This is a genomic window from Methylobacterium sp. J-048, from assembly GCF_022829515.1.
In the GTDB taxonomy this organism is placed as follows: Bacteria; Pseudomonadota; Alphaproteobacteria; order Rhizobiales; family Beijerinckiaceae; genus Methylobacterium.
Genome location: NZ_JAKSYL010000085.1, coordinates 1 through 15,811, shown reverse-complemented (window position 1 = coordinate 15,811; position 15,811 = coordinate 1). Strand labels below are relative to the sequence as shown.

At 65.9% G+C, this 15,811-nt stretch carries 13 protein-coding genes, 1 tRNA gene and 1 pseudogene; all 15 read right to left on the bottom strand.

Features of this window, described 5'->3' with window-relative positions; translation table 11 throughout:
* Nucleotides 1–3,732 (bottom strand): DNA-directed RNA polymerase subunit beta' (gene rpoC / locus MKL09_RS06020; protein ID WP_244018888.1); only part of this gene is annotated, 3,732 nt, incomplete at its 3' end.
* Nucleotides 3,733–3,904: 172 nt separating this feature from the next.
* Nucleotides 3,905–8,029 (bottom strand): DNA-directed RNA polymerase subunit beta, encoded by a 4,125-nt coding sequence (rpoB, locus tag MKL09_RS06015; protein WP_244018886.1) that lies wholly within the window; start codon nucleotides 8,027–8,029, stop codon nucleotides 3,905–3,907.
* Nucleotides 8,030–8,272: 243 nt separating this feature from the next.
* Nucleotides 8,273–8,650, bottom strand: a complete 378-nt coding sequence (gene rplL, locus MKL09_RS06010; protein ID WP_244018884.1) for a 50S ribosomal protein L7/L12 — start codon at nucleotides 8,648–8,650, stop codon at nucleotides 8,273–8,275.
* Between the two features lie 49 nt (nucleotides 8,651–8,699).
* Nucleotides 8,700–9,218 carry a 50S ribosomal protein L10 gene (rplJ, locus tag MKL09_RS06005; protein WP_050735285.1) on the bottom strand — a complete coding sequence of 173 codons (519 nt, stop codon included), beginning with the start codon at nucleotides 9,216–9,218 and terminating at the stop codon, nucleotides 8,700–8,702.
* Nucleotides 9,219–9,740: 522 nt separating this feature from the next.
* Nucleotides 9,741–9,917 (bottom strand): hypothetical protein, encoded by a 177-nt coding sequence (locus MKL09_RS06000; RefSeq protein WP_244018890.1) that lies wholly within the window; start codon nucleotides 9,915–9,917, stop codon nucleotides 9,741–9,743.
* Nucleotides 9,842–10,057, bottom strand: coding sequence for a type II toxin-antitoxin system RelE/ParE family toxin (locus MKL09_RS05995; protein WP_244018882.1), 216 nt, complete (start codon nucleotides 10,055–10,057; stop codon nucleotides 9,842–9,844). The genes MKL09_RS06000 and MKL09_RS05995 overlap by 76 nt, the downstream gene beginning before the upstream one ends.
* Nucleotides 10,044–10,316: a type II toxin-antitoxin system ParD family antitoxin gene (locus MKL09_RS05990; RefSeq protein ID WP_244018880.1), complete on the bottom strand. Its 273-nt coding sequence runs from the start codon at nucleotides 10,314–10,316 to the stop codon at nucleotides 10,044–10,046. The genes MKL09_RS05995 and MKL09_RS05990 overlap by 14 nt, the downstream gene beginning before the upstream one ends.
* A 39-nt stretch (nucleotides 10,317–10,355) precedes the next feature.
* The gene (locus tag MKL09_RS05985; protein WP_244018878.1) at nucleotides 10,356–11,999 is read right to left on the bottom strand and encodes a B12-binding domain-containing radical SAM protein; all 1,644 of its coding nucleotides are present in this window, start codon (nucleotides 11,997–11,999) and stop codon (nucleotides 10,356–10,358) included.
* 240 nt (nucleotides 12,000–12,239) lie between these two features.
* Nucleotides 12,240–12,509, bottom strand: coding sequence for a GIY-YIG nuclease family protein (locus MKL09_RS05980; RefSeq protein ID WP_244018876.1), 270 nt, complete (start codon nucleotides 12,507–12,509; stop codon nucleotides 12,240–12,242).
* A gap of 344 nt (nucleotides 12,510–12,853) precedes the next feature.
* Nucleotides 12,854–13,552, bottom strand: a complete 699-nt coding sequence (rplA, locus tag MKL09_RS05975; protein ID WP_244018874.1) for a 50S ribosomal protein L1 — start codon at nucleotides 13,550–13,552, stop codon at nucleotides 12,854–12,856.
* Between the two features lie 11 nt (nucleotides 13,553–13,563).
* Nucleotides 13,564–14,013: a 50S ribosomal protein L11 gene (gene rplK, locus MKL09_RS05970; protein WP_243940219.1), complete on the bottom strand. Its 450-nt coding sequence runs from the start codon at nucleotides 14,011–14,013 to the stop codon at nucleotides 13,564–13,566.
* 205 nt (nucleotides 14,014–14,218) lie between these two features.
* Nucleotides 14,219–14,752 carry a transcription termination/antitermination protein NusG gene (gene nusG / locus MKL09_RS05965; protein WP_007566056.1) on the bottom strand — a complete coding sequence of 178 codons (534 nt, stop codon included), beginning with the start codon at nucleotides 14,750–14,752 and terminating at the stop codon, nucleotides 14,219–14,221.
* A 110-nt stretch (nucleotides 14,753–14,862) separates the two neighbouring features.
* On the bottom strand, nucleotides 14,863–15,159 hold the full coding sequence (gene secE / locus MKL09_RS05960; RefSeq protein WP_244018872.1) for a preprotein translocase subunit SecE: 297 nt from the start codon (nucleotides 15,157–15,159) through the stop codon (nucleotides 14,863–14,865).
* 183 nt (nucleotides 15,160–15,342) lie between these two features.
* Nucleotides 15,343–15,419: transfer RNA gene (locus tag MKL09_RS05955), tRNA-Trp, on the bottom strand.
* Between the two features lie 220 nt (nucleotides 15,420–15,639).
* Nucleotides 15,640–15,811: pseudogene (gene tuf / locus MKL09_RS05950) on the bottom strand (elongation factor Tu); the annotation flags it as partial.

The following is a 15,811-nucleotide window of genomic DNA, read 5'->3' as shown; positions in this document are numbered from 1 at the left end:
CCGGTAGACTTCCTGGATCTCGTTGACGAGGTAGGCCGCAAGTTCCTCGACGCCCTTGATCGCCAGGATGTCGTGCGGCGCCGGGTTTCCATCGACGATGTAATCGCCGAGCTCCACCACGTCACCGTCCTGCAGGTGGATGTGCTTGCCCTTCGGGATCAAGTACTCCACCGCCTCCGAGCCGTCATGCGGCGTCAGCGTGAGCCGACGCTTGTTCTTGTAGTCGCGGCCGAACGCGATGGTGCCCGACTTCTCGGCGATGATCGCCGCGTCCTTCGGGCGCCTTGCCTCGAACAGCTCCGCCACCCGCGGCAGACCGCCGGTGATGTCGCGGGTCTTGGCCGAGTCGGTCGAGACGCGGGCCAGGATGTCACCGGCCTGCACCTTGCCGCCGGGATCGAAGCCGATGATGGCGTCGACCGGCAGGAAGTAGCGGGCGTCCGAGCCGCGCGGCAGCTTCACAGCCTTGCCATCCCGGTCCACCACGACCATCGCGGGCTTGAGGTCCGAGGTCCGGGCCGAACCGCGCCAATCGACCACCACGCGCTTGGCGATGCCGGTCGACTCATCGGTGGTCTCGGTCATCGACTGACCATCGACCAGATCCTCGTAGGCCACGATACCGTCGACCTCGGTGAGGATCGGACGGGTATAGGGGTCCCACTCGGCGATCCGCTGGCCGCGCTTGATCTTGTCGCCCTCGTCGACCCGGAGCTTGGCGCCGTATTGCAGGCGATGGACCGCCCGCTCGACCCCGTCCGACCCGACGATCACGACCGCCACGTTACGGCCGACCGCGATCAGATCGCCGTCGGTGTTCTTGGCGATCGCGCGGTTGCGGATCTTGATCGTACCCTCGAAGCTCGACTCGATGAACGACGAGTCGGCAATCTGGGCCGCGCCACCGATGTGGAAGGTCCGCATCGTGAGCTGGGTGCCCGGCTCGCCGATCGACTGCGCCGCGATGACGCCGACCGCCTCGCCCATGTTGACGGGCGTTCCGCGGGCGAGATCGCGCCCGTAACAGGTGGCGCAGACGCCGCTTCGTGTGGCGCAGACCAGCACCGAGCGGATCTTCACCTCCTGGATGCCCGCCGCCTGGATAGCCGGCAGGTGCTTCTCCTCGATGGTCTCGCCGGTCTTCACGATCACCGTGCCGTCGGCCGCCACCAGATCCTCGGCGGTGGCGCGGCCGAGGATGCGGATCGCCAGGGTCGCCACGACCTGGCCGGCGTCCACGATGGCGCGCATCTTGATGCCGTTGGTCGTGCCGCAATCGACCTCGCGGATCACCGCGTCCTGGGCCACGTCGACGAGGCGGCGGGTCAGGTAGCCGGAGTTGGCGGTCTTCAGGGCGGTGTCGGCGAGGCCCTTACGGGCACCGTGCGTGGAGTTGAAGTACTCCAGCACGTCCAGACCTTCCTTGAAGTTCGAGATGATCGGCGTCTCGATGATCTCGCCCGACGGCTTGGCCATCAGGCCGCGCATGGCGGCGAGCTGCTTCATCTGGGCGGGCGAGCCACGGGCACCCGAGTGGCTCATCATGTAGATCGAGTTGACCTGCTTGTCCGCGCCGTGCTCGTCCTTCTGGACGGTGGAGATGCGGTTCATCATCTCGGCGGCCAGCTTGTCCGAGCACTTAGCCCAGGCATCGACGACCTTGTTGTACTTCTCGCCCTGCGTGATCAGGCCGTCGTTGTACTGCTGCTCGTAGTCCTTCACCAGGGTACGGGTGCCGTCGACGATCGACCACTTGTTGTCCGGCACGACCATGTCGTCCTTGCCGAACGAGATGCCGGCCTTGAACGCGTGGTTGAAGCCGAGCGCCATGATCCGATCACAGAAGATCACCGACTCCTTCTGACCGCAGTGGCGGTAGACGGTGTCGATCATCGCCGAGATCTCTTTCTTGGTCATCAGCTTGTTGACGACGTCGTAGGGAACCTTGGCGTGCTTCGGCAGCGCGCCGGACAGGATAACCCGGCCGGGCGTGGTGTCGTAGGTCTTGGTCAGCGGCTGGTTGTCCGGGCCGATGCCAGTCCAGCGCCACCGGATCTTGGTGTGCAGCGACACGGTCTTGGCCGCGAGCGCGTGCTCCAGTTCGCCCATGTCGCCGAAGACGCCCTGCATCGGGTTCTTCGGGTTGTCCGGGTTGAACGCGCCCTTCGAACCCTCGGCCACGATCGACAGGTAGTAGAGGCCGAGCACGATATCCTGCGACGGCACGATGATCGGCTGACCGTTGGCCGGGTGCAGGATGTTGTTGGTCGACATCATCAGGACGCGCGCTTCCAGCTGCGCCTCGAGCGACAGCGGGACGTGCACGGCCATCTGGTCGCCGTCGAAGTCGGCGTTGAACGCGGCGCAGACCAGCGGGTGCAGCTGGATCGCCTTGCCCTCGATCAGCTTCGGCTCGAACGCCTGGATGCCGAGGCGGTGGAGCGTCGGTGCGCGGTTCAGCATCACCGGGTGCTCGCGGATCACCTCGTCGAGGATGTCCCAGACCTCCGGCTTCTCCTTCTCAACCAGCTTCTTGGCCTGCTTCACCGTGGCGGAGAAGCCCTTGGCGTCGAGCCGCGCGTAGATGAACGGCTTGAACAGCTCCAGCGCCATCTTCTTGGGCAGGCCGCACTGGTGCAGCTTCAGCTCGGGGCCGACCACGATCACCGAGCGGCCCGAATAGTCGACGCGCTTGCCGAGCAGGTTCTGGCGGAACCGGCCCTGCTTGCCCTTCAGCATGTCGGCGAGCGACTTCAGCGGGCGCTTGTTGGCACCCGTGATGACGCGGCCGCGGCGGCCGTTGTCGAACAGCGCATCGACGGCCTCCTGCAGCATCCGCTTCTCGTTGCGGATGATGATGTCGGGGGCGCGCAGCTCGATCAGCCGCTTCAGGCGGTTGTTGCGGTTGATGACGCGGCGGTACAGGTCGTTCAGGTCGGAGGTCGCGAAGCGACCGCCATCCAGCGGGACCAGCGGGCGCAGGTCCGGCGGGATCACCGGGACGACGGTCAGGATCATCCACTCCGGCTTGTTGCCGGACATCTGGAACGCCTCGATGATCTTGAGGCGCTTCAGAAGCTTCTTCGGCTTCAGCTCGGAGGTGGTGACCGCGATCTCCTCGCGCAGATCGTTGGCGATCTTGTCGAGGTCGAGCTCCTGCAGGATGCGCCGGATGGCCTCGGCGCCGATCATGGCGGTGAAGCTGTCCTCGCCGTACTCCTCCTGGGCACGCAGGTACTCCTCCTCCGACAGGAGCTGACGCTCCTTCAGGGGGGTGAGGCCCGGCTCGATGACGCAGTAGGACTCGAAGTACAGGATGCGCTCGAGGTCCTTGAGCGCCATGTCGAGCAGCAGGCCGATGCGCGAGGGCAGCGACTTCAGGAACCAGATATGCGCGACCGGGGCGGCCAGCTCGATATGGCCCATGCGGTCGCGCCGGACGCGGGCGAGGGTGACCTCGACGCCGCACTTCTCACAGATGACGCCCTTGTACTTCATGCGCTTGTACTTGCCGCACAAGCACTCGTAATCCTTGATCGGCCCGAAGATGCGCGCGCAGAACAGGCCGTCGCGCTCGGGCTTGAAGGTCCGGTAGTTGATGGTCTCGGGCTTCTTGATCTCGCCGTACGACCAGGAGAGGATCTTCTCCGGCGACGAGATCGAAATCTTGATCTGATCGAAGCTGACCGGCGTGGCCTGCTGGTTGAAAAGGTTCATGACCTCTTGGTTCATGATCCGCTCCTTGTTGACGCTAATTGCCCCGCGCCGGGCCACCGCGTCCTGAAAAAGATCCGGCGCCGCGCCCCGTTCGAGCGCCGCTGGCCGTCGTCACCCGGAGGCCCCGCCCCTCCCCGCTCAACCGTGGCGGCTCGACGCCGCCACGGGAGGTGTTGTGCGACGACCGCTACTCGGCGGCGTCGGCCGGCGGCTCCAGCTGGTCGTTCGCGGCCTTCTTGGAGGATGTCAGCTCGACGTTGAGGCCGAGCGAGCGCATCTCCTTGACGAGCACGTTGAACGATTCGGGGATGCCGGCCTCGAAGGTGTCGTCGCCGCGGACGATCGCCTCGTAGACCTTGGTGCGGCCGGCCACGTCGTCCGACTTTACCGTGAGCATCTCCTGCAGCGTGTAGGCCGCGCCGTAGGCCTCCAGCGCCCAGACCTCCATCTCGCCGAAGCGCTGACCGCCGAACTGCGCCTTTCCGCCCAGCGGCTGCTGGGTGACGAGCGAGTACGGGCCGATCGACCGGGCGTGGATCTTGTCGTCCACCAGGTGGTGCAGCTTCAGCATGTAGATGTAGCCCATCGTCACCTTGCGGTCGAAGGGCTCGCCGGAGCGGCCGTCGTAGAGGGTCGACTGCGCCGAGCGGTCGAGGCCGGCCATTTCGAGCATCTGCTCGATGTCGGCCTCCTTGGCGCCGTTGAACACCGGAGTGGCCATCGGCACGCCGCGACGGACGTTGTTGCCGGCCTCGGCCAGCTCCTCGTCGGTCAGGCCGTCGAGCTCGCCCGGCGAGTAGATCGCCTCCATCTCCTGACGCAGCGGCGCGATGTCATGCGACTTCAGATAGGCATCCACCGCCTTGGAGACCTTGCGACCCAGGCCCGCAGCCGCCCAGCCCAGATGGGTCTCCAGGATCTGGCCGACGTTCATGCGCGAGGGCACGCCCAGCGGGTTCAGCACGATGTCGGCATGGGTCCCGTCTTCCAGGAACGGCATGTCTTCGATCGGCACGATCCGCGACACGACACCCTTGTTGCCGTGACGGCCGGCCATCTTGTCGCCCGGCTGGATCTTGCGCTTCACCGCCACGAAGACCTTGACCATCTTCATGACGCCGGGGGGCAGCTCGTCGCCGCGCTGCAGCTTCTCGACCTTGTCGAGGAAGCGCTGCTCAAGGCGCTTCTTCGACTCGTCGTACTGCTTCTGCATCGCCTCCATCTCCGTCATGAGACGGTCTTCGATGACGGCGAACTGCCACCATTGCGAGCGCGGGTAGTCGTTGATCAGCTCACGGGTGAGCGTGGTGTCCTTCTTGAAGCCCTTCGGGCCGGCCACCGGCGCCTGACCGATCAGCACGTCCGCCAGGCGGGCGTAGGTGTTGCGGTCGAGGATCGCCTGCTCGTCGTCGCGGTCCTTGGCGAGCCGCTCGATCTCCTCGCGCTCGATCGCCTGGGCGCGCTCGTCCTTGTCGACGCCGTGGCGGTTGAACACCCGGACCTCGACGATCGTCCCGGTGACGCCCGGCGGCACCCGCAGGGAGGTGTCGCGCACGTCCGAGGCCTTCTCGCCGAAGATGGCGCGCAGGAGCTTTTCCTCCGGCGTCATCGGGCTCTCGCCCTTCGGGGTGATCTTGCCGACCAGGATGTCGCCGGCATTCACCTCGGCACCGATATAGACGATGCCGGCCTCATCGAGGTTCTTGAGCGCTTCCTCGGAGACGTTCGGGATGTCGCGGGTGATTTCCTCCGGCCCGAGCTTGGTGTCGCGGGCCATCACCTCGAACTCCTCGATGTGGATCGAGGTGAACACGTCATCCTTCACGATCCGCTCGGAGAGCAGGATCGAGTCTTCGAAGTTGTAGCCGTTCCACGGCATGAACGCGACGAGCACGTTCCGGCCGAGCGCCAGCTCGCCGAACTCGGTCGAGGGACCGTCGGCGATGATCTCGCCCTTTTTCACCGGCTCGCCGACGCGGACCAGCGGCTTCTGCGTGATGCAGGTCGACTGGTTGGAGCGCTGGAATTTCTGCAGGCGGTAGATGTCGACGCCCGGCTTGGTGGCGTCGGCCTCCTCGGTGGCCCGGATGACGATACGGGTGGCATCCACCTGATCGACGATGCCCGACCGGCGTGCCGCGATGGCCGCGCCGGAATCGCGGGCGACCACGGCCTCCATGCCGGTGCCGACGAACGGCGCGTCGGCACGGACCAGCGGCACGGCCTGCCGCTGCATGTTCGAGCCCATGAGGGCGCGGTTGGCGTCGTCGTTCTCCAGGAACGGGATCAGCGCCGCGGCCACGGAGACAAGCTGCTTGGGCGAGACGTCCATGAGGTCGACGCGCTCAGGCCCGACGACGATCACGTCGCCGGCCCGGCGGCAGACCACGAGGTCTTCCGTCAGCTTCTTGTTCTCGTCCATCTGGGCGTTGGCCTGGGCGACGTAGTACTTCGCCTCCTCCATGGCCGAGAGGTAGGCGACCTCATTGGTGACCACGCCGTCGCGCACGCGGCGGAACGGGGTCTCGATGAAGCCGTACTTGTTCACCCGGGCGAAGGTCGCCAGCGAGTTGATCAGGCCGATATTCGGGCCTTCCGGCGTCTCGATCGGGCAGATGCGGCCGTAATGGGTCGGGTGCACGTCGCGCACCTCGAATCCGGCGCGCTCGCGGGTCAGACCGCCCGGGCCGAGCGCCGAGAGGCGCCGCTTGTGCGTCACCTCGGAGAGCGGGTTGGTCTGATCCATGAACTGCGAGAGCTGCGACGAACCGAAGAACTCGCGCACCGCCGCCGCCGCCGGCTTGGCGTTGATCAGGTCCTGCGGCATCACCGTGTCGATATCGACCTGGCTCATGCGCTCGCGGATCGCGCGCTCCATGCGGAGCAGCCCGAGGCGGTACTGATTCTCCATTAGCTCGCCGACCGAACGCACCCGGCGGTTGCCGAGGTGATCGATGTCGTCGATCTCGCCCTTGCCGTCTCGCAGTTCCACCAGCGCCTTGACCACCGCCAACATGTCCTCCTTGCGGAGGGTGCGGACCGTGTCGGCGGCGTCGAGGTCGAGACGCATGTTCATCTTCACGCGGCCGACCGCGGAGAGGTCGTAGCGCTCGGAATCGAAGAACAGCGAGTGGAACATCGCCTCCGCGGTGTCGAGCGTCGGCGGCTCGCCGGGACGCATGACCCGGTAGATGTCGAACAGCGCACCTTCGCGGTTGGAATTCTTGTCCACCGCCAGCGTGTTGCGGATGTAGGGGCCGACATTGACGTGGTCGATGTCGAGCACCGGAAGCTCGGTGATGCCGACCTCTTCGAGGCTCTTCAGGAGCTTCTCGGAGATCTCCTCGCCGGCCTCGGCCCAGATCTCGCCGGTCTCGGCGTTGACTAGGTCCTCGGCGATGTACTGGCCGACCAGATCCTCGTCGGTGGCCTTGAGGTACTTGGTGCCCTTGTCGGTGATCTGACGGGCGTTGCGGGCGTTGAGCTTCTTGCCGGCCTCGAGCACGACCTCGCCGGAATCGGCGTCGATCAGGTCGACGGTGGCCTTCATGCCCTTCATCCGCTCGGGGTCGAACGGCACGCGCCACTCGGCGCCGTCGCGGTCGTAGACCACGCGGTTGTAGAAGGTCGACAGGATCTCCTCGCCGTCGAGGCCGAGCGCGTAGAGCAGCGAGGTGGCCGGCAGCTTGCGCTTACGGTCGATGCGGACGTGCACGATGTCCTTGGCGTCGAACTCGACGTCGAGCCAGGAGCCGCGATACGGGATGATGCGCGCGGCGAACAGGAGCTTGCCCGAGGAGTGGGTCTTGCCCTTGTCGTGGTCGAAGAACACGCCCGGCGAGCGGTGCATCTGCGAGACGATGACCCGCTCGGTGCCGTTGACGATGAAGGTGCCGTTCTCCGTCATCAGGGGCATGTCGCCCATGTAGACGTCCTGCTCCTTGATGTCCTTGACCGACTTGGCCTGGGTGTCCGGATCGACATCGAACACGATCAGCCGCAGCGTCACCTTCAGCGGGGCCGCGAAGGTGATGCCGCGCTGGCGACACTCGTCGACATCGTATTTCGGCTGCTCGAACGTGTAGCGCACGAATTCGAGCAGGGCCGTCGAGGCGAAGTCCGAGATCGGGAACACCGACTTGAACACGCTCTGGAGGCCTTCGTCGTCGCGGCCGCCCTCCGGCTCGTCGACCATGAGGAACTGATCGTAGGATGCCTTCTGAACCTCGATGAGGTTCGGCATCTCGGCGACTTCCTTGATCTTGCCGAAGAACTTCCGAATGCGCTTGCGACCGACCAGCGTGTTGGCCATGTGAACTCGCTCCATCCCGCGTGCCTCGCGCCCGGGGAAGCGTTCCCGAAAGGGACCTCCCGCACCGGACTGTGACGCGCGCCCCGCCGGACCGCGCCACCGAACCGAATCTCTCTGGCCCCTTCCAGGACCGTCCGCCGAAGCGGCCTAAAGCCCGCGGGTGCTGCACCCGCGGGCTCCAGTCACGACAGGCCCGGAACGGACCTCCGTGGAGTGATGGGCCGGAACCGGCCCATCGTCGACTTACTTGAGCTCGACCTTGGCGCCGGCCTTCTCGAGCTGAGCCTTGAGCTTCTCGGCCTCGTCCTTGGTGACGCTCTCCTTGACCGGCTTCGGAGCGCCCTCGACGAGGTCCTTGGCTTCCTTGAGGCCCAGGCCGGTGATGGCGCGGACTTCCTTGATGACCTCGATCTTCTTGTCGCCGGCGGACGCCAGCACGACGGTGAACTCGGTCTGCTCTTCGACGGCGGCGGCACCGCCACCGGCGGCCGGGCCGGCAGCCACGGCGACGGCGGCGGCAGCCGAGACGCCCCACTTCTCTTCGAGCAGCTTGGCCAGGTCGGCGGCCTCGAGAACGGTCAGCGAAGACAGGTCGTCGACGAGCTTGGCAAGATCAGCCATTTTTGGATCCTCTCAGATATCGGTTCGAACGAATGGTTTTTGAAGGGCCTCAGGCGGCCTCGTCCTTGGTGGCATAGGCCCCGAACACGCGGGCGAGCTTGGCCGCCGGCGCATTGACGACCTGGGCGATCTTGGTCGCGGGCGCCTGTACGAGGCCCACGATCTTGGCGCGCAGTTCGTCGAGGGACGGGAGCGAGGCGAGGGCCTTCACGCCGTCCGGGTTCAGGGTTGTCGTCCCCATCGCGCCACCGAGAATCACGAGCTTGTCGTTCGTCTTGGCGAAATCGACCGCGACCTTGGCGGCGGCGACCGGATCGCCCGAATAGGCGAGCAAGGTCGGGCCCTTCAGGAGCGGCTTGATGGAGGCGACGTCCGTACCATCGAGTGCGATGCCGGCGAGGCTGTTCTTGGCGACCTTCACGGTTGCGCCGGCCTGCTTCATCTGCGAGCGCAGCTTCTGCATGTCGGCGACCGTGAGGCCCTTGTAGTGGGCCACGACGACGACGGCGCTCTGATTGAACACGCCGTTGAGCGTCGAGACGAGGTCAGCTTTTGCTGTCCGGTCCACTGGGCTCTCTCCGGTTGGCGGAACCCGATCTTGGGTCCGCCGGTTGCACATGCCGCCCGGACGTGGTCTCGGCCTTCAAAAGACCGGGAACGTCCGAACGACGCTTCGCGGCCCTGTCCCCGCACGTGCCCCAGGAGGGTCGCTTCGGGTGAGTTGGTTCAAACCGACACCCCTCCACGGCGTTTGCCGGGGCGAGGTTTTTCCTAAGTTCGGTCTTCCCCGTCTGTGCAGGCTGGTCGTGGATTAAGCCGGCGAGCCGGCACCTGCAGTCTCGGACAGGACATGGCCGGACAAGGCTCCACGGGGCTCGACACCCCCTGGATCCTGCCGGCCATTGTCGCCCGGTTGCCCGGGCGACATTTCATGCGGAAACCGGCCGATTGGCCGTCTCCTTCCGTGAGGATGAAATGCGTAAGGCGCGGTGTATAGAGGCTGGCAAGCCGCCTGCCAAGGGCCCGAGCGCGACTTTTCCGCCGCAGGCAAGGGCTGGAGTGGGAAACCGGCCTGGGACGCATGTCTCCCTTACGCGTCCCCTTCAGCCTCACTGAGGAGTGATTCGGCGTCGCGTCCACGATACAGAACACGCAGGATGTCGAGACGGTCTTCGCGCAACGCATAGGCGATTACGACCCGACGCTCGAAGGCCACGAGGCGCAGGCCGATCCGCAGAACGTCGCGAATCCGTCCGACCCGCGGCATCTGGACAGGCGCTCACAGCGTTCGCGGATCCGCCGGATGAAGGCGATGGCGCGATCCGGGCTGTCTTGGGCTATATGATCGTAGAGCGCTTCGAGATCCGCGATGGCTTGCGCCTGAAGCGCGACCTCAAGCTTTGCCACCGGCCGCGACCCGGTGGGCGTGCCGATCCTCCAGCCGATCGAAGACCACTTGTGCAGGAACGCCAGGCTCCGGATCGTCGAAGGCGGCGAGAATCGAAGTCAAGACAGCATCGCGATGCTTGAACGACTCGACGGCGAGCCGATCCTCAAGGAGCCGCAACCCCGCCGTCACGACCTCGGCCGCATCACGGAAACGGCTGGCCGCAACCTGAGTCCGCACGAAGCGGTCGAGATCCGGACTCAGATCGATATCGGCCATGACCAAGCGTCCCTGCAGCCAAGGCTGTGCCGTTCAAGGCTACGCTGCCTCGCGTTCCGGCACCAGCTTGCGCCGCGCAGTCTCCCACCACGTACGCCGCCGGGCATCCTCGGCCTCCGCGGCCTTGGCGGCATAGAACGAGGCGTTGTGCTCGCCGCGCAGAGCCTCGCGGGTGAAGCGGATCAGGTGGTGGGCGACGAAGCCCATGTTGAACACCGCCTCGATCTGGCCGCGCTTCAGGGCATAGCCCGCGGCGCTCCAGAACGGCTTGCGGTAATCCGAGAGCAGGCCGACCCGGGTGATGATGTTGAAGCCGAGGATCAGGCCACGGCGCAGGTTCGTGAAGGTGAGTTTGCCCTTGGTCGGCGTCACGATCCGATTCGGGTAAGTGGTCTCACATTGGTGCTTGAACCGGGCGAACAGCTGCTCCGGCTCGTAGGCGTGGGCAATCGCCCGGCGCCAACTCGCCACGACGGTGTCGTGCGGGCGCTTGAACAGCACGTTCGACTCCAGCGCCGCGTCGTGCACCAGCCGCCCCTCCCGCTCCAGCCGATCCCAGAGCGGGGTCTTGGGCAGGGCCTGGAGTAGGTTGATGGTCAGCACCGGGATCGCCGACTTGTCGATGAAGTCGATCAGGTTCTGCTCGGACTTGTCGCTGTCGGTATCGAGCCCCAGGATGATGCCCGAGGTGACTTCGAGCCCGTAGGAGTTGAGGGTCTCGATCGCCTCGTACATCGGCACGGCGGCGTTGTGGGTCTTGTCGATGCCCTTGAGCGCGTCCGCCTCCGGCGTCTCGATGCCGACGAACACGGTCATGAAGTTGGCCTGGCGCATCAGCTCGAGGATCTCGGGCTGCTTGGCCATGTTCAGGGTCGCCTCGCAGGCGAATTGCAGCGGGTAATCGTTCTTCTTCTGCCATGCGACGAGGTGCGGCAGCATCTCGCGGGTCGCCTTGCGGTTGGCGATGAAGTTGTCGTCGACGAAGTAGACCACCGCGGGGTGCCCGGGCTGGCTGATGATCGCGTCGAGCTCGGCGCACATCTGCTCCGGGCTCTTGAGCCGCGGCTGGCGGCCGTAGAGCTGCGGGATGTCGCAGAACTCGCAGCGATACGGGCAGCCAGACGAGAATTGCAGCGAGCCGATCAGGTAGCGCTTGAGCGGCGCCGCCTCATAGGCCGGCGCCGGGAAATCCGAGAGCGCCAGCCGTTCGCCGGTCTCGAACACCACCTGCTGGGTCGGACGGGTGACGTCGGCGTCGAGGCACTCGATCAGCCGGTCGGTGGCGTCGCCGATCTCGCCGACATGGAGATAGTCGAAATCCGGATACTTCTCCCGCGCGCCGGACACGGAGGGGCCGCCAAGAGCCGCGACCTTGCCGGCGGCATGGGCACGCCGGCCGATATCGTGGATCTGGCCCTCCTGGATGTGCATCCCGGAGACGAACACCGCGTCGGCCCAGGCGAAATCCTGGGCGGAGGCGCGCCGGATGTTCTCGTCGATGAAGCGATACTCCCAGCTCTCGGGCATGTAGGCCGCGATCACCAGGAGCCCCTGCGGAGGCATGAACGCCTTGACGCCACCCATGAGCGGGTAGGCGTGCGAGAACGTGCCGAACGAGGGCGTGTAAGCGGGGAAGACGCACAGGATGCGTCGGCGGGTCGTGACGGAGACAGTGCTGCGCATGGGGCCTATCTAGCACAGCTGTGCCGGATGGCGCCCCCCTTCGCGTTAAGAATGGCGTGAGGAGAGAGGCTTGGAGCCGCTGCGCGGCAGGTCTCTTGCTAGGTCCCGGGTCGCATTCCGCTCGCGCTGCATGCGCCCGGGAAAGGGCGTCCCGGTTCCTTGGCCCAGCCCCTTTCCCGGACAGGTGCAGCGAAGCGGAACCTGATCCGGGACCCAGCACAGAACTCGCCGCGCAGCGGCTCAAGACATCAGATCGTCGTACAGATCGCGCCAAGCCGGGTTGAACGCTTCGATCAGCGCGAGCTTCCACGCACGTCGCCAGCGCTTGATGGCATATTCCCGGATGCGAGCGTCGATGATGCGCGGATATTCTTCGTACCAAACCAGCATCGTCACGCCATAGTCACGGGTGAACCCGGGCATCGCACCGGTGCGATGCTCATAGATGCGTCGTGTGAGGTCGGTCGTTGAGCCGGTGTAGAGCGTTCCGTTCCGCCGACTGGCGAGCATGTAGACGTGGGCTCCATCACCCACCTCCCCGGCACCGGAGGCAGATATGATGAAGCTTTGCCGATTCGACGACACCTTTTCCCGGGCGCATGCAGCGCCAGCGGAATGCGACCCGGAACCCAGCGCGTTAAGATGCAAAGCGCTGACTTGCTACAACGTCGCACCTCAACTGAGCCGCTACGCGGCACATTTCTAAGCTGGGTCCCAGATCACCTTCCACTGTCGTTCCAGGTGTCCGGGAAAGGGAGCGCTTCATCCGCAAAGGACTTTTGCGCCGAGGCCCCCCAACGCAAAACGCCCGGCCGTTTCCGGCCGGGCGCTTCGTTATAGCGTTGAGTCGAGACTCAGGCGGTCAGGACCGTGTTCGGCTCGACCTTGACGCCCGGGCCCATCGTCGAGGTGACGGCGATGCGCTGGACGTAGGTACCCTTGGCGCCCGCCGGCTTGGCCTTGGCGACCGCGTCGGCGAAGGCCTTGATGTTCTCGACAAGCTTGTCGGCGTCGAACGAGACCTTGCCGACGCCGGCATGGACGATGCCGGCCTTCTCGACGCGGAACTCCACCGAGCCGCCCTTGGCGCCGGCCACGGCGCTCTTCACGTCCATGGTGACGGTGCCGACCTTCGGGTTCGGCATCAGGCCGCGCGGGCCCAGCACTTTACCGAGACGGCCGACGAGCGGCATCATGTCCGGGGTGGCGATGCAGCGATCGAACTCGATCTTGCCGCTCTGGACGATCTCCAGGAGATCCTCGGCGCCGACGATGTCGGCACCCGCCGCCTTGGCGTCGTCCGCCTTGGCGCCACGGGCGAAGACCGCCACGCGCACCGTCCGGCCGGAGCCGTTCGGCAGGTTGCAGACGCCGCGGACCATCTGGTCGGCGTGCCGCGGATCGACGCCGAGGTTCATCGAGACCTCGACGGTCTCGTCGAACTTCGCGGTCGCCCGCTCCTTGACCAGCTTGATCGCCTCATCGAGCGGGTAGAGCTTGGTCACCTTGATGCCCTCGCGGGCGGCGCGGATGCGCTTTCCTTCGCGTGCCATGATGTCCTCCCTCAGGCCGTGACTTCGAGGCCCATGGCCCGGGCAGAGCCGCGGATCATGGCGACGGCCGCATCGACCGAGTCGCAATTGAGGTCGGGCATCTTCTTCTCGGCGATCTCGCGCAGCTGCGCCTCGGAGATCTTGCCGACGGTCGGGCCCTTACCCGGGGTCTTCGAGCCGGAAGCCGGCTTCTTGCCGATCTTCAGACCGGCGGCCTTCTTCAGGAAGAAGGTGACCGGCGGCTGCTTCATCTCGAAGGTGAAGGAGCGGTCCTGATACGCGGTGATGACCACCGGGATCGGGGTACCCTTCTCGATCTGCGCGGTCTTCGCGTTGAAGGCCTTGCAGAATTCCATGATGTTGAGGCCGCGCTGACCGAGCGCGGGGCCGATCGGGGGCGACGGGTTCGCCGCGCCGGCCGGGACCTGAAGCTTCACGTAACCCGTGATCTTCTTCGCCATGGGATAACTCCCAAACTGCGTCCGCCGCCGGGCTGCCTAAGCGCGGGCGGGTCGGACGATTGCAGGTCGCGGTGCGATCCGTGGATCCCGGAGGCGAGGCCGGGCGGATCTTCCGCGGGTGATGGCGAATGGCGAATGGCGAATGGCGAATGGAAGGCCAGAGCCCCCCTAAGCGCCATTCGCTAATTCGCTACTCGCTCGTACGTCAGGCCTTCTCGACCTGGGCGTATTCTAGCTCCACCGGGGTGGCGCGGCCGAAGATCGACACGGCCACCTTGAGGCGGGAGCGGGCCTCGTCGATCTCCTCGACGGTGCCGTTGAAGCTCGCGAACGGGCCGTCGGCGACCCGGACGGTCTCGCCGATCTCGAACGCGATCGACGGCTTCGGCCGGTCGACGCCCTCGGCGACCTGGCCCTTGATCCGCTCGGCCTCGGCGTCGGGGATCGGGACCGGCTTCGACTTGTCGGCGCCGAGGAAGCCCGTGACCTTCGGGGTGTTCTTGATGAGGTGGTAGACTTCGTCGGTCAGGTCGCACTTCACCAGCACGTAGCCCGGAAAGAACTTGCGCTCGGCATCGACCTTCCGGCCGCGGCGCACCTCGACGACCTTCTCGGTCGGGACCATCACCTCGTCGAACAGCTCGGTCAGCCCGCGCTGAGCCGCCTGGTCCTTGATGGACTGGGCGACCTTGTTCTCGAAGTTCGAGTAGGCGTGGACGATATACCAGCGCTTCGACACGGTTCCGTTCAACTCCGACAAGTCCGCGAGGTCTCCCCCGATCGATTCGCCCCCCCCCTCAGCGCATCGTCTTTTCCCGAAAGCCGGAGGCCACCTTTCGGGACGATGCTCTAGAGGCCGAGCACCAGGCCGACGACGAAGCGCAGGGCCTGATCCACAACCGTGAAGAACAGGCTGGTGACCACGACCATCACGAACACCATGATGGTGGTGATCGTGGTCTCCCGGCGGCTCGGCCACGTGACCTTGCGCGCCTCGTCGCGGACCTGGGAAAAGAACTCTCCCGGGGTCGCACGCTTCTGCGGCACCTTGGCGGGCGTGGCCGGACGGGCCGGCGGCACGTTCGCGGGACCGCGAGCTGCGCCGCGCGCCACATCCACCTTCTTGGTCGCTTCGTTCGATGCCATGGCGCCAGTGTTTTTTGGTGCGCGAGCCCGAGGCAGGGCCTGCTTCCGGGAACGCGAACATCCGGCGCCGAGAGCCTGGATGGGCCCGCACCGACGGTCGCTTCAGATCTCGGATTGCGCCCGCTCTAGCGCAACTCCGCCGGCTTGTCGACCGGGCGACCGCGCGGGGACGGGTGAGATGTCTGGCAGGAGTGGAGGGACTCGAACCCGCAACCTCCGGTTTTGGAGACCGGCGCTCTGACCAGTTGAGCTACACTCCTAGCGTCCCGCCAAATGCCCGATCGCGGCGCGGCTTGCAAGAGGTTTGGGCCGCCTTGCAAGGTCTTTCAGAGGGCTGCGGGCCGAAAATCGCGACTGTGCCGGGCACAGTCGCGCGGGGTCCCGGCATGACAGCGCCGGCCTCCGTGGAGACGGAGACCGGCGCTGATCCGATCGCTCTCACCAAACGACCCGACGGGTCGGGTCGGGTCGGACGAGATCCTACGCGTTGATGGCGGCGACGACGCCGGCGCCGACGGTGCGGCCGCCCTCGCGGATGGCGAAGCGCAGCTTCTCCTCCATGGCCACCGGCACGATCAGCGTGACGTCCATGGTCACGTTGTCGCCCGGCATCACCATCTCGGTGCCTTCCGGCAGCTCGCACACCCCGGTC

Excerpts from the sequence above, each read along its gene's own strand:
- rplK (WP_243940219.1), bottom strand. The coding sequence starts at position 14,013 with ATGGCGAAGAAGATCACGGGTTACGTGAAGCTTCAGGTCCCGGCCGGC.
- rpoB (WP_244018886.1), bottom strand. The coding sequence starts at position 8,029 with ATGGCCAACACGCTGGTCGGTCGCAAGCGCATTCGGAAGTTCTTCGGC.
- secE (WP_244018872.1), bottom strand. The coding sequence starts at position 15,159 with ATGGCATCGAACGAAGCGACCAAGAAGGTGGATGTGGCGCGCGGCGCA.
- MKL09_RS05990 (WP_244018880.1), bottom strand. The coding sequence starts at position 10,316 with ATGGCCGATATCGATCTGAGTCCGGATCTCGACCGCTTCGTGCGGACT.
- MKL09_RS05985 (WP_244018878.1), bottom strand. The coding sequence starts at position 11,999 with ATGCGCAGCACTGTCTCCGTCACGACCCGCCGACGCATCCTGTGCGTC.
- MKL09_RS05980 (WP_244018876.1), bottom strand. The coding sequence starts at position 12,509 with ATGCTCGCCAGTCGGCGGAACGGAACGCTCTACACCGGCTCAACGACC.
- MKL09_RS06000 (WP_244018890.1), bottom strand. The coding sequence starts at position 9,917 with ATGCCGCGGGTCGGACGGATTCGCGACGTTCTGCGGATCGGCCTGCGC.
- rplA (WP_244018874.1), bottom strand. The coding sequence starts at position 13,552 with ATGGCACGCGAAGGAAAGCGCATCCGCGCCGCCCGCGAGGGCATCAAG.
- rplL (WP_244018884.1), bottom strand. The coding sequence starts at position 8,650 with ATGGCTGATCTTGCCAAGCTCGTCGACGACCTGTCTTCGCTGACCGTT.